17 protein-coding genes, 1 tRNA gene and 1 pseudogene are annotated in these 21,521 nt (G+C 63.1%); 4 read left to right on the top strand and 15 right to left on the bottom strand.

All coding sequences use genetic code 11. From position 1 onward, the window contains the following. Positions 1 to 273: 273 nt before the first annotated feature. The 3 genes from glf to N181_RS01110 are packed head-to-tail and all read right to left on the bottom strand — an operon-like array spanning position 274 to position 4,819. Positions 274 to 1,431 (bottom strand): UDP-galactopyranose mutase, encoded by a 1,158-nt coding sequence (gene glf / locus N181_RS01120; RefSeq protein WP_014327300.1) that lies wholly within the window; start codon positions 1,429 to 1,431, stop codon positions 274 to 276. Between the two features lie 49 nt (positions 1,432 to 1,480). Then, complete coding sequence (locus N181_RS01115; protein WP_014327299.1) at positions 1,481 to 2,734, bottom strand: DUF6250 domain-containing protein; 1,254 nt, start codon at positions 2,732 to 2,734, stop codon at positions 1,481 to 1,483. 27 nt (positions 2,735 to 2,761) lie between these two features. Continuing rightward, positions 2,762 to 4,819, bottom strand: a complete 2,058-nt coding sequence (locus N181_RS01110) for an O-linked N-acetylglucosamine transferase, SPINDLY family protein (RefSeq protein WP_014327298.1) — start codon at positions 4,817 to 4,819, stop codon at positions 2,762 to 2,764. Between the two features lie 730 nt (positions 4,820 to 5,549). On the opposite strand from N181_RS01110, the gene N181_RS34365 reads away from it, so the two are divergent. Then, a complete protein-coding gene (locus N181_RS34365; RefSeq protein ID WP_014327297.1) occupies positions 5,550 to 10,613 on the top strand; it encodes a beta strand repeat-containing protein in 5,064 nt (1,687 codons plus the stop codon). Positions 10,614 to 10,968: 355 nt separating this feature from the next. On the opposite strand, the gene N181_RS01100 is transcribed toward N181_RS34365, so the two are convergent. Continuing rightward, on the bottom strand, positions 10,969 to 12,261 hold the full coding sequence (locus N181_RS01100) for a carboxymuconolactone decarboxylase family protein (RefSeq protein WP_037391999.1): 1,293 nt from the start codon (positions 12,259 to 12,261) through the stop codon (positions 10,969 to 10,971). A 192-nt stretch (positions 12,262 to 12,453) separates the two neighbouring features. On the opposite strand from N181_RS01100, the gene N181_RS01095 reads away from it, so the two are divergent. Both N181_RS01095 and N181_RS01090 read left to right on the top strand, forming a co-directional pair. Further along, on the top strand, positions 12,454 to 13,365 hold the full coding sequence (locus N181_RS01095) for a LysR family transcriptional regulator (protein WP_037391987.1): 912 nt from the start codon (positions 12,454 to 12,456) through the stop codon (positions 13,363 to 13,365). Between the two features lie 220 nt (positions 13,366 to 13,585). After that, positions 13,586 to 13,960: a VOC family protein gene (locus N181_RS01090; RefSeq protein ID WP_014327294.1), complete on the top strand. Its 375-nt coding sequence runs from the start codon at positions 13,586 to 13,588 to the stop codon at positions 13,958 to 13,960. A 204-nt stretch (positions 13,961 to 14,164) separates the two neighbouring features. Here the strand turns inward: N181_RS01090 and N181_RS01085 are convergent, their stop codons facing one another. Beyond that, positions 14,165 to 14,695, bottom strand: coding sequence for a dihydrofolate reductase family protein (locus N181_RS01085; RefSeq protein WP_014327293.1), 531 nt, complete (start codon positions 14,693 to 14,695; stop codon positions 14,165 to 14,167). A 109-nt stretch (positions 14,696 to 14,804) separates the two neighbouring features. Between N181_RS01085 and N181_RS35410 the strand changes: the two are divergent. Beyond that, positions 14,805 to 14,977 (top strand): annotated as a pseudogene (locus N181_RS35410) (winged helix-turn-helix transcriptional regulator); the annotation flags it as partial. Positions 14,978 to 15,189: 212 nt separating this feature from the next. Here the strand turns inward: N181_RS35410 and N181_RS01080 are convergent. From N181_RS01080 to N181_RS01035, 10 genes are all read right to left on the bottom strand, one after another. Continuing rightward, positions 15,190 to 15,265: transfer RNA gene (locus N181_RS01080), tRNA-Phe, on the bottom strand. Positions 15,266 to 15,548: 283 nt separating this feature from the next. Then, positions 15,549 to 15,761 (bottom strand): DNA gyrase inhibitor YacG, encoded by a 213-nt coding sequence (gene yacG / locus N181_RS01075; RefSeq protein WP_014327292.1) that lies wholly within the window; start codon positions 15,759 to 15,761, stop codon positions 15,549 to 15,551. A gap of 6 nt (positions 15,762 to 15,767) precedes the next feature. Continuing rightward, positions 15,768 to 16,388, bottom strand: a complete 621-nt coding sequence (locus N181_RS01070; RefSeq protein WP_014327291.1) for a Maf-like protein — start codon at positions 16,386 to 16,388, stop codon at positions 15,768 to 15,770. Positions 16,389 to 16,435: 47 nt separating this feature from the next. After that, on the bottom strand, positions 16,436 to 16,654 hold the full coding sequence (infA, locus tag N181_RS01065; protein WP_014327290.1) for a translation initiation factor IF-1: 219 nt from the start codon (positions 16,652 to 16,654) through the stop codon (positions 16,436 to 16,438). A 178-nt stretch (positions 16,655 to 16,832) separates the two neighbouring features. Beyond that, the gene (locus N181_RS01060) at positions 16,833 to 17,294 is read right to left on the bottom strand and encodes an arsenate-mycothiol transferase ArsC (RefSeq protein WP_014327289.1); all 462 of its coding nucleotides are present in this window, start codon (positions 17,292 to 17,294) and stop codon (positions 16,833 to 16,835) included. Positions 17,295 to 17,305: 11 nt separating this feature from the next. After that, positions 17,306 to 17,782 carry a UPF0262 family protein gene (locus tag N181_RS01055; RefSeq protein WP_014327288.1) on the bottom strand — a complete coding sequence of 159 codons (477 nt, stop codon included), beginning with the start codon at positions 17,780 to 17,782 and terminating at the stop codon, positions 17,306 to 17,308. After that, complete coding sequence (gene hisD, locus N181_RS01050; protein WP_037391986.1) at positions 17,779 to 19,083, bottom strand: histidinol dehydrogenase; 1,305 nt, start codon at positions 19,081 to 19,083, stop codon at positions 17,779 to 17,781. Before hisD ends, N181_RS01055 begins: the two co-directional genes overlap by 4 nt. 34 nt (positions 19,084 to 19,117) lie before the next feature. Then, positions 19,118 to 19,558, bottom strand: a complete 441-nt coding sequence (locus N181_RS01045; protein WP_014327286.1) for a DUF2948 family protein — start codon at positions 19,556 to 19,558, stop codon at positions 19,118 to 19,120. A gap of 160 nt (positions 19,559 to 19,718) precedes the next feature. After that, positions 19,719 to 21,011 carry a UDP-N-acetylglucosamine 1-carboxyvinyltransferase gene (gene murA, locus N181_RS01040; RefSeq protein ID WP_012706806.1) on the bottom strand — a complete coding sequence of 431 codons (1,293 nt, stop codon included), beginning with the start codon at positions 21,009 to 21,011 and terminating at the stop codon, positions 19,719 to 19,721. 216 nt (positions 21,012 to 21,227) lie between these two features. Continuing rightward, a complete protein-coding gene (locus tag N181_RS01035) occupies positions 21,228 to 21,446 on the bottom strand; it encodes a hypothetical protein (protein ID WP_014327284.1) in 219 nt (72 codons plus the stop codon). Positions 21,447 to 21,521 lie beyond the last annotated feature (75 nt).

The following is a 21,521-nucleotide window of genomic DNA, read 5'->3' as shown; positions in this document are numbered from 1 at the left end:
GACGGGATCGCCGTCGTCAGTGGGCTTCGCCCAGGTTCGATTTGCGGGGTGTGGAAGGCAAACGTCCGGATACCGGCATGGGCGATCTCATGGCTGCTTTGGGAATAAGCTGCCGTTGATAATAGTCAGCAACCTTGTGTCTGTCTGACCTTCGGCGCGATCACGTTTTCGTTGCGCCAAAGCGGTCCACGCGGACCGGCCCATCCTGCATTGCCTGCCCCGCAGGCGAGCGTATCGAGCTGGTTCGATGGCGCCGATCCGCGACAACGACAATCAGATCGGCGAATGCAGGAATACCGGCATGGAGGCGTTCTCCGCCTCGCGGGCAAGGTAAAGCCGTGCCGTATCGAGTGCCTCACGAATGGTCACGTCCATGTCGAGATAGCGATAGGTGCCGAGCCGCCCGACAAAGGTGATCGCTGTTTCGCGGCTCGCTCGCTCCACGTATTGGGCGAGTTGTTCCTTGTCCTTGACGAGGCGGATTGGATAGTAGGGGATGTCCTCGGGGCCGCATTCGCGGGAGAACTCGCGGTAGCAGACGGAGCCTTTATGCTCCTCCCACGGCGAGAAATGCTTGTGCTCGGTGATGCGCGTATAGGGCACGGAAACATCACCGTAGTTCATGACGGCGCAGCCCTGGTAGTCGCCGTCATACTCGAACCGCTCGAAGTCCAGCGTTCGATAGCCCAACGGGCCGAATTCGTGATCCAGATAGCCGTCGAGCGAGCCTGAGTAGAACACATGCGCAAAATCGTCCTTTTGCGCCCGGACGAACCGCGTCTTCAGGCTGACATTGATGTTGGGGTGATCCAGAATGCGGCCGATCATGTCGGTATAGCCGTTCTCCGGCATGCCCTGGTATTTGTGCGCGAAATAGTTGTCGTCGTAGTTGAAGCGCACCGGAAGCCGTTTCAGGATCGATGCCGGCAATTCCGTCGGCGAGCAGCCCCACTGCTTTTGCGTATATCCCTGGAAGAACGCCTCGTAGAGGTCCTTGCCCACGAAACGAAGCGCTTGCTCCTCGAAGGTTTTCGGGTCCTCGATCGACGTGTCCGCCTGTGCTTCGATGAAGGTGCGGGCCTCGTCCGGCCTGAAGGTCTTGCCGAAGAACTGATTGATCGTGTGGAGATTGACGGGCAGGGAATAGACCTGGTCCCCCGATGTCGCCTTCACACGGTTCTTGTAGGGCATGAAAGCCTGGAAGCTGTTGACGTAGTCCCAGACTTCGCGGTCGTCCGTATGGAAGATATGCGGGCCGTAAACGTGGATCATCACGCCCGTTTCTTCGTCGCGCTCCGTGTGGCAGTTTCCGGCGATATGGTTGCGCGCATCGAATATCTCGACCTGATGGCCCGCCTCGGCCAGTTCCCGGCCAATGACCGCACCCGACAATCCTGCCCCTACAATGCCGATTCTTCCGCTTGCGCGCATTCGAAGACGCTCCAGTCCCAAGTCCGTATTGCGATATTCGACGAAGGCGTCACGCGGCGAGCGCGTTGCGCATCAGTTCGTCATAGGCATCGATCAGGCGATCCAGGGCCAGGCCCTGCTCCTGCGGTCCGAAGCTCAAATGGCTGACGGTGAAATCCGAATAGATCGCCGTCGGCCGATCGAGCAGCATCGGCAGGTCAACCGTGAGCGCGCGCTCGTCGTCTCCCTTCGGCAGGGCCATATGCACGAGGTCCTTGCCGAGCCAGGCGATGAAGTTGATCGATTGACGTTCGGTCCACTCGATCACCTTGCTCGGCAACGGCAGGTGCTTACTGTTGGTCTGCAGGAAGTAGTCGTGCAACTCGTTGGCACGCTCCGCGCTCTGCCAGAGGCTTCCGCCAAATCCACCCGGCGGCCGTTCGAAGTGGCCTACCCCTTCGGGAATGGAGCCCGCCACCTGCTGCCAGTGGGCGCATACTCCGTTGTTCACCACATTGGCGGACACAACGAGATATTTCGGATTGGTCCGCCTGAATTCGATAAAATCGCTGAGCTTTTCGAGATCCATGTAGACGATGTCGTCGTCGCATTTCAAAAATATGGAGTCCGAGAAGATCTTCAGCCGCTTGGCGTAGTAGTCATAGGCTTGCCAATAGGGCATCTGCTCATTCGGGTTGCCGACGAAACGCTGGATGCGCGAGCGTACATTGCCAAGTTCCAGATCGGCACCCCAGCCGCCTCTGACCATGACGGACGCGCCGGCCGACAAGTCCAGTTCGGGCCAACGGCCGATCGCCACGTTGTTGACGTGGAGCGAGGGAACACCCGCCGCATCGACGTTGATGACGATCTGGTTGGCGGTGCCCGGCGACAGAATGCCCGGTGTGGGCCTGCTCCACAGCGCCGGAACATCGTTGCGGTCGAAACTCCTGAGTTGGCTCAACGGCAGTTTCCGCAACACCGAATGCGAATTGCTCCAACCGCCGACGACCAGTTCGAAATAGTCGTCGCCACCGCCATTGGGAACGATGGCAATGTGAAGGTCATTGGTGATCGTTGCGCCGAGGCGCAGCGGTTGGTTGGGAGCGACCGATCCGTTGGTCTGGTAAGGCGCGGCGGAGCCCATAAAGCGGACAGGTCCGAATTCGCGCGTCACCCATTCATGATCCTGCTGCGAGCGGGTGAAATCCCAGACATGCCATTCATCGATGATCCCGGCATCCATGGCGGAATGGATGTACCGGGTGAGGATTTCCATTCTCTTCTGTCGGCCTGCGAATGTGACAAGTATAACCGGAGCCATATCATCCTCACTATCTGAAACGGGTGCTTATCGACGGGCGCCGGCCGTTGCCGCTGTCCACAGGCGGGAGTCGAACGGGATTGGCGAAAAGGCATGCCACTCAGCCAGTTTCTCGACGTAGCGCTGCCGATAGGCGGCGCCGTCGACGAACTCCACGTTTTCCTTCATGATCTCCGCCCCGACCTCGTAGTAGATGTCGAGATTGCCGAGATCGGGCACAGGCGTTTCGCCGCGCTCGCACTCGCCCTGCATTTGCCAGAACAATTCCTCCAGGCGCCGGACGAGAGCCGGAATGTCGCGCAGTACGCTGGCGTCATGACGGCTCTCTAGAGCCTCTCTGACATTTGCGAGGCTCTGGCGGTCCTTCGCAAATCCGACGGCCTTTCGGACGAAGTCGTCCGGTCCGTCGCAAATGAGTTCGGGTACGCCTGCGGCGGCAACGATGCTCGAGCAGAATCGCGAGGCGAAGCCGTTGCCGGGGAATGTCAGGACGGGCAATCCCATGGTCAGCGCGTCGCCTGCGGTGGAATGCGCCCCATAAGGAAAGGTGTCGAGGAACAGATCGGCCAATCCGATGCGCGCCAGATGCTTGGGGTTGGGCGCCTTCGAAGCAAAGATCAGGCGCTCGGGTGCGACACCGCGCTGCTGGGCTGCCTGCTTGAGGCGCTGATCGACATCCTCGCCGCCGCCGAGCAGCCAGAGGAAGCTGCCGGGGGTCGCGGCGAGGATCGCCATCCAGCGGTCGAAGCAAGCGGCGGTGATCTTCTGCGCGCCGTTGAAGCAGGCGAATATGAAGCCGTCCTCGGGCAACCCCGCTTCGGCCCGGCCCGGCCGCGACGCGATCTGCCGCTTGCGGTCGACGGGCTGGTTGCAGGGAATCCGCAGCACCTTTTCCGAATAGTAGATCTCGTTTTCCGGCGGGATGATCTGCTCGTCGGCGATGACGTATTGGTGGAAGGGGCTGCCCATGGTACCCGGGTAGCCGCAGAAGCTGACGATCACCGGTGCCGGCCGGTAGGCGAAGATCCTGGTCCGCGCATGTTTGGTGTAGCCGTTGACATCGACGAGGATGTCGATTTCGTCGGCGATGATCTGCTTTGCCGCGTCGCTGTCACTGACGGCGGAAATGTCGCGCCAGCAGTCGATGGCGCCCATCATCCGCGTCTGCGTCGCGTCGCCGGTCCGCGCTTCGCCGCAATAATAGGCGTAGATCTCGACGCTGCTCCTGTCGTGGGTTTCGAAAACTTCGCTGAGGGCGAAGCCGACCGCATGGTCGCGCAGGTCGGACGACACATAGCCGACACGCAATCGTTGTCCGGTCCCTGACTTTTGGCGAGGCTGAAGCTTCGGGAAGCCGTTCAAATCGGGTCGGCCCACCAGCGACTTGCAGTAGCGATAGGCCTTGGCAAGCTGGAAAACCGGATCGTCGGCATAACAGGCAAGGGTCAACGGAGACAGCGCATCGAGCAGTTGCCGAGCCGAAACATGTTCCGAAGGGGCCAATGTCGGCCATTTGCATTGGCGTTGCCGCAGCGAGGTCCAATGCTGGCCGGCTTCGGTCCTGTCGGGTCTGAGCTCGATCGCCTTCCACAGCGTGCTTTCCGCCTCCTCCATGAGACCGGCATTCTCGAGCACTCGACCCGTGTGCTGGAGGACCATCAAACGATGAGCGACGCGCTCCGGCGTGATCTCGGAGGTCGCCTCGGCATAGACTTGCCATTGTTGAATCGCCTGCCCCGTCAGTCCGGCATCCTCCAGCGCTCGGCCGAGATTGATATGGCCCTGGCCGAAGCGCGGTTCGAGCTTCAGGCAAGCGCGCAGCGCATGAATGGAGCCGGCAAGATCGCCCATCTGCCGGAGCGTGACGGAGTAGTTGAAATAGACAAGGTGAAGCAGCGGATTGGAATCGTTGTAGGCGATCCAGGATTTGTAAAGTTCGGCGGCCTGCTCCCTTTGCCCGGCGGCATTGAAGCTCTCCGCAAACTGGAACAGTTCCGTCAACGGAAGCCGCTGCTGTCGCGCCCTTTCCAGGAAACCGGCGAGCGGCGAAGCAGGATCCGAGGCGAGATGAGTGTAGATGGTCATGAAAATCCCACTGACAGGCGAGTTGGCGACCGACGCTGAGAACATGTTCGAATGCTATTTTAGGCCATTAACCGGACTAGCTTGCCCTGGGCTTGCGCCGCTTCGACTGCCTATGCGGCGGGTTGTTCAACATGGAAGGTACCCGCCTGGCCGGTCTCTTGAAGCGCGCGGCACGCAACATTGGGCATGGGGCCGTTGTCGACCCTCTCGGCATTTTAGGCTTCGCTGAATATTGCAAAGCGCCGATTCGATGTTGTAGCGTCGCCTCAGACGTGGCCCGTGCCCGAATCGCACCCAGGCTCAGTCCGGTCGAACATTGTGGCATTCACCCTTTGAGCCGACCCGTTAACTAAAACTTTAACTTTCGTAGCTAGTCGTAGTAACCGAGTACCGCAGTCAGCAACCACCGGATGAGGCTGCGGAGAAGATGACGAAACCGATCTCGCCAAGGGAAGGTTTCATTCACAGGCGTAGGAAATAGGACGCAGTCGTCCTGTCTGCATGAAGCTTTCCGAGCGCTAAGGCTCCCGCGAGCCATGTTCCTCAACTCGATCTTTACGCCCATCAGGACGCTTTGACGGCCAAGGCAGTTCTTTGCGTCCGGGTGGACGGGCGTCGCATGTGGTCGCACGCATCACGCGCCTGGGCCCTCACGGGGTCCCTGCGCTTGTCGCACGGTCGGCGCCAACGGGTGAATTCCACAAGCGATTAACTTTGAAGGCTCGCGTCCATGACCTCCATCATCTCTTCTCTGAGCGTCAACCAGATCAAGAATCTCTCGACCTCTGCCATTGCCTCCCTGACGACGACCGATGTTGCGGCTATGACGACCGCTCAGGTCAAAGCGCTCTCCTCGACCCAGATCGCGGCGCTCGATACGGAAGATGTCGCAACCTTCACCACCGCACAGCTGAGCGCCATTTCGGCAACCTCGGTCGCTGGCATCAGCCTCGACCAGCTGGCTGCCATCGATTCGGCCAAGATCGCAAGCCTGGCGACGTCTCAGGTAGCGGCGCTGAGCTCGGCACAGATCGACGGCCTCACCTCCGACCAGGCCGAGGCCCTGACCACGGCGCAAGTGGCCGCCCTCGGCTCGGCGCAAGTCGCAGCCTTGAGCTCTGAAGATATCACCGCCTTCTCGACCGCCGAGATTGCGGCAATCTCCGTCACGGCGCTCGCAGGTCTCTCCACGGACAATCTCGCGGCACTGTCGACCGATCAGGCCGCTGCGCTGAAGACCACCCAGGTTGCAGCGCTGAAGACCGCCCAGATCGCCGCGCTCACGACGGACCAGATCGGCGCCCTGAGCTCTTCGCAGATCGGCGTCCTGAGCTCGACTCAGGTAAAGGCACTCTCCACCGACAACATCGCGGCGCTTTCCACCGATCAGGTCGCAGCGCTCAACTCGAAGACCGTCGCCGCCCTGACTTCGGCACAGATCGACGCGCTCACCTCCGACCAGGCCGAAGCTCTGACCACGGCGCAAGTCGCGTCGCTGACCTCCACGCAGATTGGAGCTCTGGCCTCAGAGGACATCGGCACCTTCTCGACCGCCGACATTGCCGCAATCACTGTCACGGCGCTCGCAGGTCTCTCCACCGACAATGTCGCGGCCCTCTCCACTGATCAGGCCGCAGCCTTGAAGACCACCCAGGTCGCAGCGCTGAAGACCACCCAGATCGCCGCCCTCACCTCGGATCAGGTCGTGGCACTCACCTCGTCGCAGGTCGGTGTCCTGACCTCGACGCAGATTTCGGCGCTCTCCACCGACAACGTCGCCGCTCTCTCCACCGACCAGGTCGCGGCGCTCAACTCGAAGACCGTCGCAGCGCTGAGCTCGGCGCAGATCGGCGCGCTCAGCTCCGATCAGGTCGAGGCTCTGTCCGCCGTTCAGATCGCGGCGCTCGACTCGGCCGACATTGCGGCTCTGGCTTCCGAGGACATCGCGACCTTCTCGACCTCGGAGATTGCGGCAATCACCGCGACCGCCCTGGCGGGCCTCTCCACCGACAATGTCGCCGCACTGTCGACCGATCAGACCGCGGCACTGAAGACCTCCCAGATCGCTGCGCTGAAGACGGCCCAGATCGCCGCCCTCACCTCCGACCAGGTCGTGGCCCTCACTTCGTCCCAGGTCGGGTCCCTGAGCTCGACGCAGATTTCGGCCCTCTCCACCGACAATGTCGCCGCACTTTCCACCGACCAGGTCGCGGCACTGAATTCGAAGACCGTCGCAGCGCTGAGCTCGACACAGATCGGCGCGCTGACCTCCGACCAGGCCGAGGCTTTGACCACCGCGCAAGTGGCCGCGCTCACCTCGACGCAGATTGCGGCTTTCGCCTCGGAGGATATCGCCGCCTTCTCGACCGCCGACATTGCGGCAATCACCGTCACGGCGCTGGCGGGTCTTTCCACGGACAATGTCGCGGCGCTTTCCACCGATCAGGCCGCGGCACTGAAGACCACCCAGGTCGCGGCGCTGAAGTCGACGCAGATTGCCGCCCTCACGTCGGACCAGGTCACGGCGCTGACCTCGTCGCAGGTCGGAGCCCTGACCTCGACCCAAGTGAAGGCCTTGACCACCGATAACGTCGCGGCGCTTTCCACCGACCAGGTGTCGGCCATCAACTCGAAGAGCGTCGCTGCTCTGACTTCGGCGCAAATCGAAGCCCTGAGCTCTGACCAGGCTGAAGCTCTGACCACGGCACAAGTGGCATCGCTCGGCTCGACACAGATTGCGGCTCTTGCCTCGGAGGACATTGCCGCCTTCTCGACCGCCGACGTTGCGGCAATCACGGTCACGGCGCTGACCGGTCTTAGCACCGACAATGTCGCGGCACTCTCCACGGATCAGGCCGCGGCGCTGAAGACCACCCAGGTTGCCGCGCTGAAGACCGCCCAGATCGCCGCCCTCACCTCGGACCAGGTCGTGGCACTCACCTCGTCCCAGGTCGGAGCGCTGACCTCATCGCAGGTGTCCGCAATCAGCACCGACAATATTGCGGCACTCACCACCGACCAGGTGGCGGCGTTGAACTCGAAGACCGTCGCCGCTCTGACCACGGCACAGATCGAAGCGCTGAGCTCGACACAGGTCGAGGCGCTGACCTCGGTTCTTGTCGGCGCGCTCAGCTCGACACAGCTCTCTGTCCTGGCTTCGGAAGATATCGCAGCCTTCTCGACCGCCGACATTGCGGCAATCACCGTCACGGCGCTCGGAGGCCTCTCTACCGACAATGTCGCGGCACTCTCCACCGATCAGGCCGCAGCACTGAAGACCACGCAGGTCGCGGCGCTGAAGAGCACCCAGATCGCCGCCCTTACCTCGGACCAGGTCGAGGCCCTGAGCACTGCTCAGATCGGTGCCCTGACCTCGACGCAAGCGTCGGCGATCAGCACCGACAGCCTCGCGGCACTTTCCACCGACCAGGTCGCGGCCCTGAACACCAAGACCCTGGCGTCGCTGTCTACGGTACAGATCGATGCGATGAGTTCCGATCAGCTCGAAGCGCTGACCTCGGCGCAGGTCGCCGCTCTGACCATGGCACAGCTGGGTGCCCTGGCCTCGGAAGATATCGCGACCTTCTCGACCGCCGACATCGCGGCCATCACGGTCGCAGCGCTGGCGGGCCTCTCGACGGATAACGTCGCGGCTCTGTCGACCGACCAGGCCGCAGCGCTGAAGACCACTCAGATCGCTGCGCTGAAGACGGCCCAGATCGCCGCCCTCACCTCGGATCAGATCGTGGCGCTCACCTCGTCGCAGGTCGGAGCCCTGAGTTCGACGCAGATTTCGGTGCTCTCCACCGACAATGTCGCCGCACTCTCCACCGATCAGGTCGCCGCTTTGAACTCGAAGACGGTCGCCGCTCTGAGCTCGACGCAGATCGACGCGCTCAGCTCCGATCAGGCTGAGGCTCTGACCACGGCACAAGTGGCCGCGCTCGGCTCGATGCAGCTCGCCGCCTTCGCTTCGGAGGATCTCGCGACCTTCTCGACGGCCGACATCGCGGCAATCACGGTCACGGCGCTCGTCGGTCTCTCCACCGACAACCTCGCGGCGCTCTCCACCGACCAGGCAGCGGCGCTGAAGACCACCCAGGTCGCGGCACTCTCCACCGCCCAGATCGGGGCGCTGACTTCGGACCAGGTCGTGGCGCTGACCTCGTCCCAGGTCGGAGCTCTGACCTCGACCCAGGTAAAGGCGCTCTCGACCGACAATGTGGCGGCGCTCTCCACCGACCAGGTCGCCGCGCTCAACTCGAAGAGCGTCGCCGCCCTTACTTCGGCGCAGATCGAGGCGCTCACCTCCGATCAGGCCGAGGCTCTGACCACGGCGCAAGTGGCGTCGCTGACCTCGGCGCAGATTGGAGCTCTTGCCTCGGAGGACATCGCCACCTTCTCGACCGCCGACATCGCGGCGATCACGGTCACGGCGCTGGCGGGTCTCAGCACCGACAACGTCGCGGCGCTTTCCACCGATCAGGCCGCAGCGCTGAAGACCACGCAGGTCGTGGCGCTGAAGACCGCCCAGATCGCGGCGCTCACCTCGGACCAGGTCGTGGCGCTCACCTCGTCGCAGGTCGGAGCCCTGACCTCGACGCAGATATCGGCGCTCTCGACCGACAATGTCGCGGCACTCTCCACCGACCAGGTCGCGGCGCTCAACTCGAAGACGGTCGCAGCGCTGAGCTCGGCACAGATCGAAGCGCTGAGCTCCGATCAGGCCGAGGCGCTGACCTCCGCCCAGATCGCGGCGCTCGACTCGGCCGACATTGCGGCGCTGGCTTCCGAGGACATCGCAACCTTCTCGACTGCGGAGATCGCGGCAATCACCGCGACCGCCCTGTTGGGTCTCAGCACCGACAATGTCGCGGCGCTGTCGACCGATCAGGCCGCAGCCCTGAAGACCGCTCAGATTGCAGCGCTCTCGACCGCCCAGATCGCCTCCCTCACCTCGGATCAGGTGACTGCGCTCACCACGTCTCAGGTCGGAACCCTGAGCTCCACGCAGATTGCGGTGATCTCCACCGACAATATCGCGGCGCTCTCCACCGATCAGGTCGCGGCGCTGAATTCGAAGACGGTCGCCGCTCTGACTTCGACGCAGATCGAAGCGCTGAGTTCTGACCAGGCTGAGGCTCTGACCACGGCACAAGTGGCCGCGCTCGGGTCGGCGCAACTCGCAGCCTTGGCCTCCGAGGATCTCGCGACCTTCTCGACCGCCGACATCGCGGCGATCACGGTCACCGCGCTGACGGGTCTTTCCACCGACAATCTCGCGGAACTGTCCACCGATCAGGCAGCGGCGCTGAAGACCACGCAGGTCGCAGCACTCTCCACCGCCCAGATCGGGGCGCTCACGTCGGACCAGGTCGCAGCACTCACCTCGGCCCAGATCGGAGCCCTGACCTCGACGCAACTGACCGCGCTCAGCACGGACAATGTCGCGGCGCTCACCACCGACCAGGTCGCAGCCCTGAGCACGAAGATCATCGGCGCCCTGAGCTCCGACCAGATCGACGCGCTCTCCACCGACCAGGTCGAGGCGCTGAGTTCGGCTCAGGTCGCTGCACTGGACTCTGCCGACATCGCGGCCCTGTCTACCGATGACATCGCGACCTTCTCGACCGCCGACATCGCCGCGATCAGCACGACCGCGCTCGCCGGCCTGTCCACGGACGACATCATGAGCCTGTCGAGCGACCAACTGCTGGCCGTCACGACAACGCAGGTGGAAGCCCTGGACGGCTCGCAGGTGGAGGCGATCATCGCGGCCTACCAGGCCATCTAACGGCTCCGATGCCGGGGGACCTTCCCCCGGCATCGGCACGCTGACCAGCCGGGACAACTGTGTATAACCTGAAACCTGATTGATCGAGTTTACGGCCTCACCTCAACCAAAGGCGGGGCCGTTTGCAATTCCAGCATCACGAGAGATCCCTCAAGCCGGTGCCTCGAGAAGGAAGACCGCGGCCGACCGTGAGCAGCACCAGTGCAGGCCCGCTCCGGCTAGACCCGCGGCCCGCGAACGTTTTGCACCGTCTCATCGAGTTGCGACGGCATTCAACATTCTCCGGGTACCAGAGCCGGTCACACAGGCGAGCGGTTCGCATCTTAAACTCGCCCGGGTGTCCGGCTGATCTTTTCTAGGGTTGGGAAAAGACCCGGCTTGCCAGCGCCATGGCAGACTGCACGCGGCTGAAGCCGGCATAGGGAAGCATGTGGAGGATAGCTTCGGTCACCTCCTCTTTTGTCGCTCCAGTGTTCAGTGCGGCTTCGACATGAACCTTCAGCGGCGTTTCATCCGCGTTCGTTCCACGTGTCGTAAGGGCGGCCACCGCGGCCAATTCGCGCGATTTGAGATCGAGACCTGGCCTCGAGAACACGTCGCCGTAGGAGAACTCGAGGATATAGCGGCCGAGATCGGGGGCAATGTCTTGGAACGCGTTGACCACGGCCTCGCCCGACGCCTGGCTGATCTCTCCCATCGCTGCGACGCCCCGATTGAAGCGGGCGTCGTCCGTTTCTGCCTGTGTGCGCTGTCCGGCAATTGCCTCGCCGGCGCTGGACGGCGCAGCCAGGCCGCCCGGCTTTTCCACCTCTGCGAATACGGCGAGCGCGGGTCCTACCGCCATCAACGCCTTCGGCCAACCGACATAGACCGTCATCTGTATCAGCAACTCGATGATCTCGGCACGCGTCCAGCCCGTGCGCAAACACGCCTCGAGGTGAAAGCGAACCGTGCTGTCGAGGTTACCGATCGCAATGACCATGGCGAGCGTCGCCAGCTCGCGGTCCTTGAGGGCGAGCCCGGGTCGGTTCCAGATCTCACCGTGGGCGAATTCGATTGTCAGCCGATCGAGATCGGGCGATGGACCGCTCCCGTCGATCACCCGGCGGGCGAAAGCGCCGGCGTCATCCCCGCCCGTCATGAGCAATTGCTGGACTCCGAGCGTCCAGTCATCGCCCTCCGGCCGACCCGTGCCCGTTCCGACGGTGATGCCGCGCTCGGCGAACACTTCACGGGCAAGAAGCACGGCGTCCTGGGCGAAAGGAAAGCCGCCATAAATGACAGCATGGAGCAGGGTTTCGACGATCTCGCGCGGGCTCCAGCCGGTTTCCAGCATACCGCCGATGTGAAAGCGAAGGGCCGGACGCGCCGTGCCGAGAACAGTAATGACGGCGACACTTATAAGCTCGCGTGTCTTCTGGGAAAGACCAGGGCGGGCCATCACGTCGCCATAGGCGTCTTCGATGAGAAGCCGGGAGAGGTCCGGCGAAAGCGGATCCAGCGTCTGGCTGAAATCCCCACCGCCAACGGCCCTGAGGGCTTCAAGACCCCTTGCGCGGCGATCATTGCCTGGCGCACCGGTCGTTTGGGCGGCAGCGGAACTGCCAAGAGCGGCGGCGGCTGCCAGGCCTACGGATGTTTTGAGCATGGTTCGTCGGTCCTGATCTCTTGTGCCGCCGCCAGAAGACTTGGCACCGTTCCAATCTTTGCTCATCTTCATGAGGTCCTTCTTCTGTCTCGATTTACCGTGCCTACGGCGGCTGACGTGATGGCCGGAGGAACACGACGATTGAAGGCGGAGCGGTTGCGATAAATCCAATGAATAATTAGTATCGCCTTCATGAAAGCAGTTAATATCGCCAGCATCGATCTCAACCTCTTGGTTGTGTTCGACGCCCTCGTGGCCGAAGGGCATGCGACCCGCGCCGCCGAACGGATCGGGCTCACTCAGCCGGCGGTCAGTCACGCGCTCAATCGGCTTCGCGCCCTGTTCGGAGATCCCCTTTTCGTCCGCTCGCCGCGCGGCATGGTTGCGACGCCGGTCGCTCTGGACGCCGCTCCGGCTATCCGGTCGATCCTCGAACAGGTCGAGGTCGTGCTGCGTGGTGGCCGGGCCTTCGAACCAGAAGAGAGCACCCGCCAGTTCGTGCTTGGCCTCTCCGACTATGCGGCCTTCGTGCTCTTGCCTCGGCTGACAGCGCGCCTGGAACGCGCAGCGCCGAACATATCGCTGGTGATCCGCAACACCAGCCACGGCGTTGGCCTCGCGATGCTGGAAGAAGGAACAGTCGAACTGATTGCCGGCAACTTTCCCGGGCCGCCGTCTCACCTACGCGAGGAACTGCTCTATGAGGAGGATTTCGTCTGCGCCGGCCGGGGCGATCACCCTGCCCTTGCCGATCCCCTCGATCTCGACCGCTATCTATCGCTTCGCCATCTCCAGGTATCGACGCGGGGCAATCCGCACGGTTACGTCGATGCTGTCCTGGCGGAGCGTGGATTGAAGAGAAAAGTCGCTGTCACCGTCAGCCACTTCCTGATGGCACCATTTCTGGTCGACTCCTCGGACCTCGTGGCAACGGAACCGCGCCGCCTTTTCGAGCCGATGCCCAGTCGGCTGCCGCTTCGGTTCTTCCCGCCTCCGATTGATATTCCGCCGTTTCGGGTCGTTCAGGCGTGGCATGCGCGTCATGACGCCGATCCTGGTCACCAATGGCTTCGCCGCGTGGTTCGGGAAATCTCGCAGGCGTGACCTTCCTTTTTGATGTAACCTTGGCGCGTCCGATTGGACGCGCGGCGCTGTAGTGTCGCTCAAGCGTCTGCTGTCCACCGTTTCCGACAATACGTTAGGCGAAGCAGCACGGAACGAGACCTCCCTGCAATGCGTGCAAGCAGACATTGCGAGCTGCGCAGCAGGCGGCACGCTCCCGTTGCCTCTCCGTCAGATAGGCCCACACACTGCAGGAGAACTCATGTTTGACCACGTCAAATTCGGAGTGAGCGACTATGCAGCAAGCAAGGCGTTTTTCCTCAAGACCCTCGAACCGCTTGGCGTAGCCGTCGTCTCGGAGGGGCCGCCGACCTACGGCGTCGAGCTTAGTCCAAAGGGAAAGACTTCATTGTGCCTGTACCAAACCGAGGAGAAGCCGGCGCATCTTCACTTGGCGTTCACGGCCGAGAATCGCCAGCAAGTCGAAGCTTTCTATCGCGCGGCTCTGGAGGCGGGTGGCAAAGACAATGGTCCGCCTGGTCTGCGTCCGCACTACCACGCGAACTACTATGCAGCTTTCGTCATTGGTCCGGACGGGCACAACATCGAAGTGGTTTGCCACGAACCCGAGGTCTAACCTTTCCATCGAGGGGACGTCTGCTTCCAGAACCGATCTGGGGCGGTTTACCGACCGACAGGTTCCGGAAGGAGGCGGGGGATAGCTGCCCTTTATCCACGCACCACATCGTCGGGGTCTGCCACCAAAGCGGGCCGTTTCCGTCGCTTGGGCCTAACCCAAGACCAGACGTCAGGGGCGAGTTCCATCCGGCGAGTCGCGAGATTAAGCAGGAACGTAGGTCAACCTGATGACATCCTCGCCAATCCGATCATTAGTCACAAGGCGGAGCGGCGGCCGAGGTCCGGCGAAATATGGCTTGCCGTGACCAAGCACGACGGGGTGCAGGTAGATTCGATATTCATCGATCAAACCAAGTTCGGTGAGGCTTTGCGCCAAGTCCGGGCCAGCAACTTCGATCTCCCCGTCGCGCTCGGCCTTCAACGCGCGGATCGCGCCCTCAAGATCGCCCTCAACAAGCCTGGCGTTGGGGCCGACAGACTTCAACGAGCGCGAGACGACCCATTTCGGCTGGTTCCGCCACGCCGCCGCGAAGGCATATTGCTCAGCATCCCATTCAGGATGGTCGTCGTCCCAGTAACGCATGACCTCATACATTAGGCGACCGTACACACTGCCCGCCTGCGCCTGAGCCTCCTCGATGAAGTGGCGGAAGAGTGTGGGGCTTGGCGCAAACGCCATATGATCGACGTAGCCGTCCAGGGACTGGTTCATTCCGAACACGAGCTTAGCCATACCCACTTCGTTTCCCTAAATGTCACATCCTCGCGGGTCTGATTGCATTACGCAATCAATTGTAAGTTAGATCGACTGATCTCATATCACAATTGGTTTGGGAGTGCACATGAATGCCCCACGCTCGGGCGGCCCGATCAATCTGGTTCTCGAGGCGCAGGGGGATCGCTGGAGCCTGATCGTCGTCTCCAGCGCGTTGCTACCCGGTCGGAGGAGCGGATAGCCTCGAACATTCTGGCCGACCGGCTGACGCGCCCGGAAAAAGCCGGATTGGTATCCCGTTGCGGACAGAGCGAACTTGTCTCGGAAACTGCCAGCCAGCAAATAATTGTCGCTGGCGGGAACGGCCTTCTGAGACGGGGCGCCCAAAAGCAGAGAATGAGGCACGAAACTAGGATAAAAGGCCCACAGAGCCGATGAAATATCGGCTAACCCGCGGAAATGTCGAGGCTATTCCGAGACCAACAGGTTGAGTCAGGTTTGGCTGGACTGAATGGTGCCCGGAGGCGGATTTGAACCACCGACACGCGGATTTTCAATCCGCTGCTCTACCAACTGAGCTATCCGGGCATCCTGCCTTTTGGCAGCGGCTTCCGCCTGGAAGCCGCCAGGGCGCTTGGTTCGCCCCGGAAGCGAGCGGGGTTATAGCATCTTGTTCGGCCGTGTCCAGCACCAAATGACTCTTTTTTGATGGAAATCCGCGAGCCGAGGAAAAGCCGTGAAAAGCGAAGGGATTCAGCAGGATCGCGCCGCAGACCAGGCCCAGTCGGATCGCGGCGACTGCACAGATTTGCCGATGGATAGGATTGCCGATGCGCCGGTCGGCGCCGCTCCGCAGCGAAGCTGGGATCGTCTAGCGATCCTCGCCGTCGTCGGCCTTCGACTCGTCGTCGGCGACGGGGATCGCATAGGAGCCGGAAAGCCAGCGGTTGAGGTCCACATTGCGGCAGCGCTCGGAGCAGAAGGGATAGTGCTCGCGCACCGACGGGCGGCCGCATTCCGCGCAGGGCCGCGTCGGGCGCAGGGGCTCGACGTTCGAACCGTTCTTCTTGCCTTCGCCACTCACTCGTCTTTAGCCTTCCAGCCAGCGTCCGTGGACGTCGTAACCCTCGCCGATGAGGAGATTGACGGTTTCGTAGAGCGGCAAGCCTACCACATTGGTATAGGAGCCGACGAGCTTGACGACGAAACTTCCGGCGATGCCCTGGATGCCATAGCCGCCCGCCTTGCCGCGCCATTGACCGGAGGCAAGATAGGTCTCGATGTCCAAGCCGGAAAGGCGCTTGAAGCGGACCTTCGTGTCGACCACCTTCTGGCGGATCGTCCGGTCCGGCGTGACGAGGCAGATGCCGGTATAGACGCGGTGGCTTCGGCCGGACAGGAGGTGGAGCGTGCTCGACGCTTCGCTCAACAGCTCCGGCTTCGGCAAGATGCGGCGGCCGACGCAGACGACCGTGTCGGCCGCGAGAATATAGCTGCCGTCCCAGCCGGGCTCCCCCTTGATCGCCGCCAGCGCTGCCTTGGCCTTCTCGGCGGAAAGCCGGCGTGCCAGCGATCGGGGGTGCTCGGCGCGCTTGGGCGTCTCGTCGAGGTCCATCGGCAGCAGCCGCGCCGGCTCGATGCCGGCCTGCGCCAAAAGCTCGACGCGACGCGGCGATCCGGACGCCAATATCAGTTTCTGGGTGGCTGTCATCGAAGCGAGCCGTCAAATATTGAAGATTGCCGCCGCCAGGCAGGGACCTACTTGAAGCGGTAGGTGATGCGGCCCTTGGTCAGGTCGTAGGGGGTCATCTCGACCAGCACCTTGTCGCCGGCAAGAACGCGGATGCGGTTCTTGCGCATGCGGCCGGCCGTGTGGGCGATGATCTCATGGTCATTCTCAAGCTTCACGCGGAACGTCGCGTTCGGAAGCAATTCGGTGACCACGCCCGGAAATTCGAGGACTTCTTCTTTCGCCATAAAGGATTGTGCTTTCTCATGTTCAATCGCGGATGCGCCAACGCATCCCGAAAATTTTGCCGGAAACTACACAATCGCCAGGGATTTGTGAACCCGCCTTGATACCCGTTTTTTCGGCAATTCTACCCTACGCTGCCCCCATGGCTTTCAGCGACGCAAAAGCGAAGGGCGCCGTCCTTCAACCGACCTTCTCGCGGCCGGCCAGCCGGCTGGCAATCAGGCCGGCGAGGTGGTCCCTGACGGCGCGGTAGGCGCCGACGATCTGGTCGCGCGTGCCGGTCGCCACGGTCGGATCCGGCGTCGGCCAATAGACGACGTCGACGGCCATGGAGCGGGTCAGTTCCAGCGCCTTGTGATGGGCTTCCGGCGCCAGCGTGACGATGACATCGAAGTAATCGTCCTCGAGCTCATCGAGCGTATGCGGCTGGTGACGCCCGATCGTCAGCCCGACCTCATCGAGAACCACGTCGACGAAAGGGTCGCGCTCGCCGTGCCGCACGCCGGCCGAGGCCACATAGGTTCCCTTCGGCAGCGCGGCCTTGGCGAGCGCCTCGGCCATCGGCGAGCGGATCGCGTTCATGCCGCACATGAAGAGGATCGAGCGGGGCATCTTCGATCCTGGCGCGGCGATCCCGGTCATGTCCGCCTCCGTCAGCCGCGCCAATAGAGCACGCAGACCAGGGTGAAGAGGCGCCGCGCCGTATCGAAATCCAGCCTGATCTTGCCGGAAAGCCGATCCATCAGCGTCTGCGAGCCCTCGTTGTGGATGCCGCGACGGCCCATGTCGATCGCCTCGATCTGGCTCGGCGTCGCCGAGCGGATCGCCTCGTAATAGCTTTCGCAGATCAGGAAATAGTCCTTCACGATGCGGCGAAACGGGGTGAGCGACAGAATATGGGTGGAAACCGCCTCGCCGCCATCGGTCGAGATGGCGAAGACAAGCTTCGAGTCGACGAGCGACAGATTGAGCCGATAGGGCCCGCCCGGGTGACCGACGGGCTCGAACAAGTTCTCTTCCAGCAGATCGAAGATCGCAACCGCGCGCTCGTGCTCGACGTCCGGGGTCGAGCGGCCGATCGTCTCGTCCAGCACGACATCACAGAGCCTGAGGTGGCGATCGGCCCTCATCCCTCCTCCCCGAAATTGAGGCGGATGGCGACGGAGCGAGCATGCGCCTCCAGGCCCTCCGATTTGGCGAGCGCGATCGCCGCCGGGCCGAGGATGCGCAACTGCTCTGGCCCAAGTCGAAGAATGGAGGTCCGCTTCATATAGTCGAGCACGCCGAGGCCGGAGGAGAAGCGCGCCGAGCGCGCCGTCGGCAGGACATGGTTGGAGCCGCCGACATAGTCGCCGATCACCTCCGGCGTGTGGCGGCCGATGAAGATGGCGCCGGCATTGCGGATCTTCGGCACCATCGAATCCGGATCGGCCATCGCCAGCTCAAGATGCTCCGCGGCGATCCGGTTGGCGAGCGGCACCGCCTTGTCGAGATCGGGTACCAGGATGACGGCGCCGAAGTCGCGCCAGCTCGCCGTCGCCGTCTCGCTGCGCGGCAGCGTCTTCAGCTGCCGTTCGACGGCCTGTTCGACGGCCGCGCCGAAGGCGGCATCATCGGTGATCAGGATCGCCTGGGCGCCGGCGTCGTGCTCGGCCTGCGCCAAGAGGTCGGCGGCGATCCAATCCGGGTCGTTGTCGCGGTCGGCGATCACCAGCACCTCCGAAGGGCCGGCGATCATGTCGATGCCGACGGTGCCGAAGACCTGCCGCTTGGCGGCCGCGACATAGGCATTGCCGGGACCCATGATCTTCGCCACCGGCGCGATCGTCTCGGTGCCGTAGGCAAGCGCCGCGACGGCCTGGGCGCCGCCGATGCGATAGATTTCCTCGACACCGGCAAGCCTTGCTGCCGCCAGCACGGCCGGGTTGACCGCACCGCCCCTTGTCGGCACGACCATGACGATGCGCGGCACGCCGGCGACCCTGGCCGGCAGCGCATTCATCAGAACCGAGCTCGGATAGCTGGCGGTGCCGCCCGGGACGTAAAGCCCCACCGCATCGATCGCCGTCCAGCGCGAGCCAAGGCCGACACCCATCCGGTCCTCGTAGAGATCATCCTTCGGCACTTGCCGGCGGTGATGCGACTCGATGCGGGTCGCCGCAACCTTCAAAGCACCGAGCACTTCGGGCTCGACCGCGGCGATCGCCGCGTCGATCTCGGCCGCGCCGACCGCCATGGGCCTGACGCTGAAATCCACGCCGTCGAAGCGGGCGGAATAATCGGCGAGCGCCGCGTCGCCGCGGGCGCGGACGTCGTCGATGATGGCGCGCACCACGGCGTTGACGTCTTCGGAAACCTCCCGCTTGGTGGTCAGGAACGCGGCGAAGTCACGTTCGAAGCCGCTATCGAGAAAGTTCAACCGGATTGCCAATGCGATGATCCTCTTGCTGGTGGCGCCGTTCTGCTCAGCCGCCTTCGGGATGGCGCGGCCTGAACGCGGTTTCCCACGCCCCGCCGGTATCGGCAAGCTGCGCCTCGATGCATTCCACATCGAGCGCGATCAAGGCATCGCCGGCGAGCACCAGCTCGACCGTTCCCTCCGGCCCCTCCCCCTTGACCAGGAATTGCACCGCCAGGAGATCGAGCACCGCTTCCATGTCGGCCCGGTCGAAGCCGAGCGAGCGCACGGCGGTGACGCACTTGAACGACAGCAAGGCGCGGCGCCGCTCGAAATTCTTGCGCTTGCCTTCCGCCGTTTCCCAGACGAAGCGGTTGATGACGAGGGAAAACTGCCGGCGGCGCGCATCATAATGGATGCCGGCGACCTTGAAGACTGCGTCTTGCACATGAGCGGAAACGACCCCCAGGTCTTCCTCGTCGAGTGCCAGCAGCTTCAAAGCATCCATGCGATCCATCCCTGTCGTCCGGCGCAGAGTTTTGCACCGCAATCATCAAGGACATAAGACGTCGCGCCCGAAACCGCAACGGCTTCAGGCGCGGGATCTGTTTTTGCGCATGTCGTTATGCCAAAACCGGCACACACTTTTCGGCGACATGCATCAGGAATCAGTCGCTGACGCGCTCCACATGGGCGCCGCAGCGCGTCAGTTTTTCTTCAAGCCGCTCGAAGCCGCGGTCGAGATGGTAGACGCGCGAGACCATCGTCTCGCCCTCGGCGGCAAGGCCGGCGATGACGAGCGAGACCGAAGCGCGCAGGTCGGTCGCCATCACCGGGGCGCCCTTCAGGCGGCCGACGCCCTCGATCTTCGCCGTCTGGCCGGAGAGCGAGATCTTCGCCCCGAGCCGCGCCAGTTCCTGCACATGCATGAAGCGGTTTTCGAAGATCGTCTCGGTGATGTGGGAAACGCCGCTCGACTTGGTCATCAGGCCCATGAACTGGGCCTGGAGGTCGGTCGGGAAACCCGGGAAGGGATCGGTGACGATATCGACCGGGCGGATGCCGGCGCCGTTGCGGACGACGCGGATGCCGCTGTTCGTCTCGCTGATCTCGGCGCCCGCCCGGCGGATCGCTTCGAGCGCCGTGTCGAGCAGGCTCGCCTCGGTGTCCTCGAGGATCACGTCGCCGCCGGTCATCGCCACCGCCATGGCATAGGTGCCGGTCTCGATACGGTCGGGCAGCACGCGATGGCGGGCGCCCGACAGCGAGCGCACCCCCTCGATGGTGATCGTGCCGGTGCCCGCACCGGTGATCTTCGCCCCCATGGCGTTCAGGCACTTGGCGAGATCGGCGACCTCCGGCTCGCGGGCCGCATTGCCGATCACCGTCGTGCCGTTGGCAAGGGTCGCCGCCATCATCAGCACATGCGTGGCGCCGACGGAAACCTTCGGGAACACATAGCGCCCGCCGGTCAGCCCGCCTTCCGGCGCCGTGGCGTTGACGTAACCGCCATCGATCTCGATGTTGGCGCCAAGCGCCGTCAGGCCCTCGATGAAGAGATCGACCGGCCGCGTGCCGATGGCGCAGCCGCCCGGCAGCGAGACGCGCGCCTTGCCCTCGCGGGCGAGCAGCGGCCCGATGACCCAGAAGCTGGCGCGCATCTTCGAGACGAGCTCGTAGGGCGCCGTGGTCGAGACGATGTTGCGGCTGGTGAAGTGGATGGTGCGGGCGTAGCTCTCGCCCTGGCGCTCGCGCCGGCCGTTGACGGAAATATCGGCGCCGTGATTGCCGAGGATGCGGATCAGCTGCTCGACATCGGCGAGATGCGGCACGTTTTCGAGCGTCAGCGTATCGTCGGTGAGAAGCGACGCGATCATCAGCGGCAGGGCGGCGTTCTTCGCGCCGGAGATGGGGATGACCCCGTGAAGTTGATTTCCGCCTACAATCCTGATGCGATCCATGGGGCCTCTCGCACGGGCGCCGCCCGCTTTCTTAAAAAATCCGGTGTCTCTGAAGGGCGTCTCATAGTGGAGATGCCGCGAAATTAGAAGTGCCTTGAAATGCGAAGTCGACAGGAATGGCGGTAGTCGCGATTCAAACGGTTCTCTTCCCCGCCGATCACTTTCCTCCTGCATGCCGTCATCCCAAAACCGCTGCACAGTTTTGGTCGACATGCATTAATCGTCCGATTCGTCCGATTTTGCGGCAGGCAGCCCGGATGTCTCGTCGGCGTCGCCGGCCCGGCGGGCCCGCGCCTGCTGCTTGCGGCGCTGGAGATTGTCACGCAGCGTCTTCGCCAGCCGCTGGCGCTTCACCTCGGCCTCGCTTTTGCCGGCTTTCGCGCCGCTTCGCGGCCCCGGCGCGCGGTCCTTGTCGTCATCGTTCTGCATGTGCATGGATTAGCGCAAAACCAGCCGCCCCGGAAGCGGCAAGGCGATTTCCGACCGGGCAAAAGTGCCGAAAATGTGGAA

The organism is Sinorhizobium fredii USDA 205 (assembly GCF_001461695.1).
Classification (GTDB): Bacteria; Pseudomonadota; Alphaproteobacteria; order Rhizobiales; family Rhizobiaceae; genus Sinorhizobium; species Sinorhizobium fredii.
Note: the sequence above shows the minus strand (reverse complement) of the source record. Positions and strands in the feature narration are given on the sequence as shown.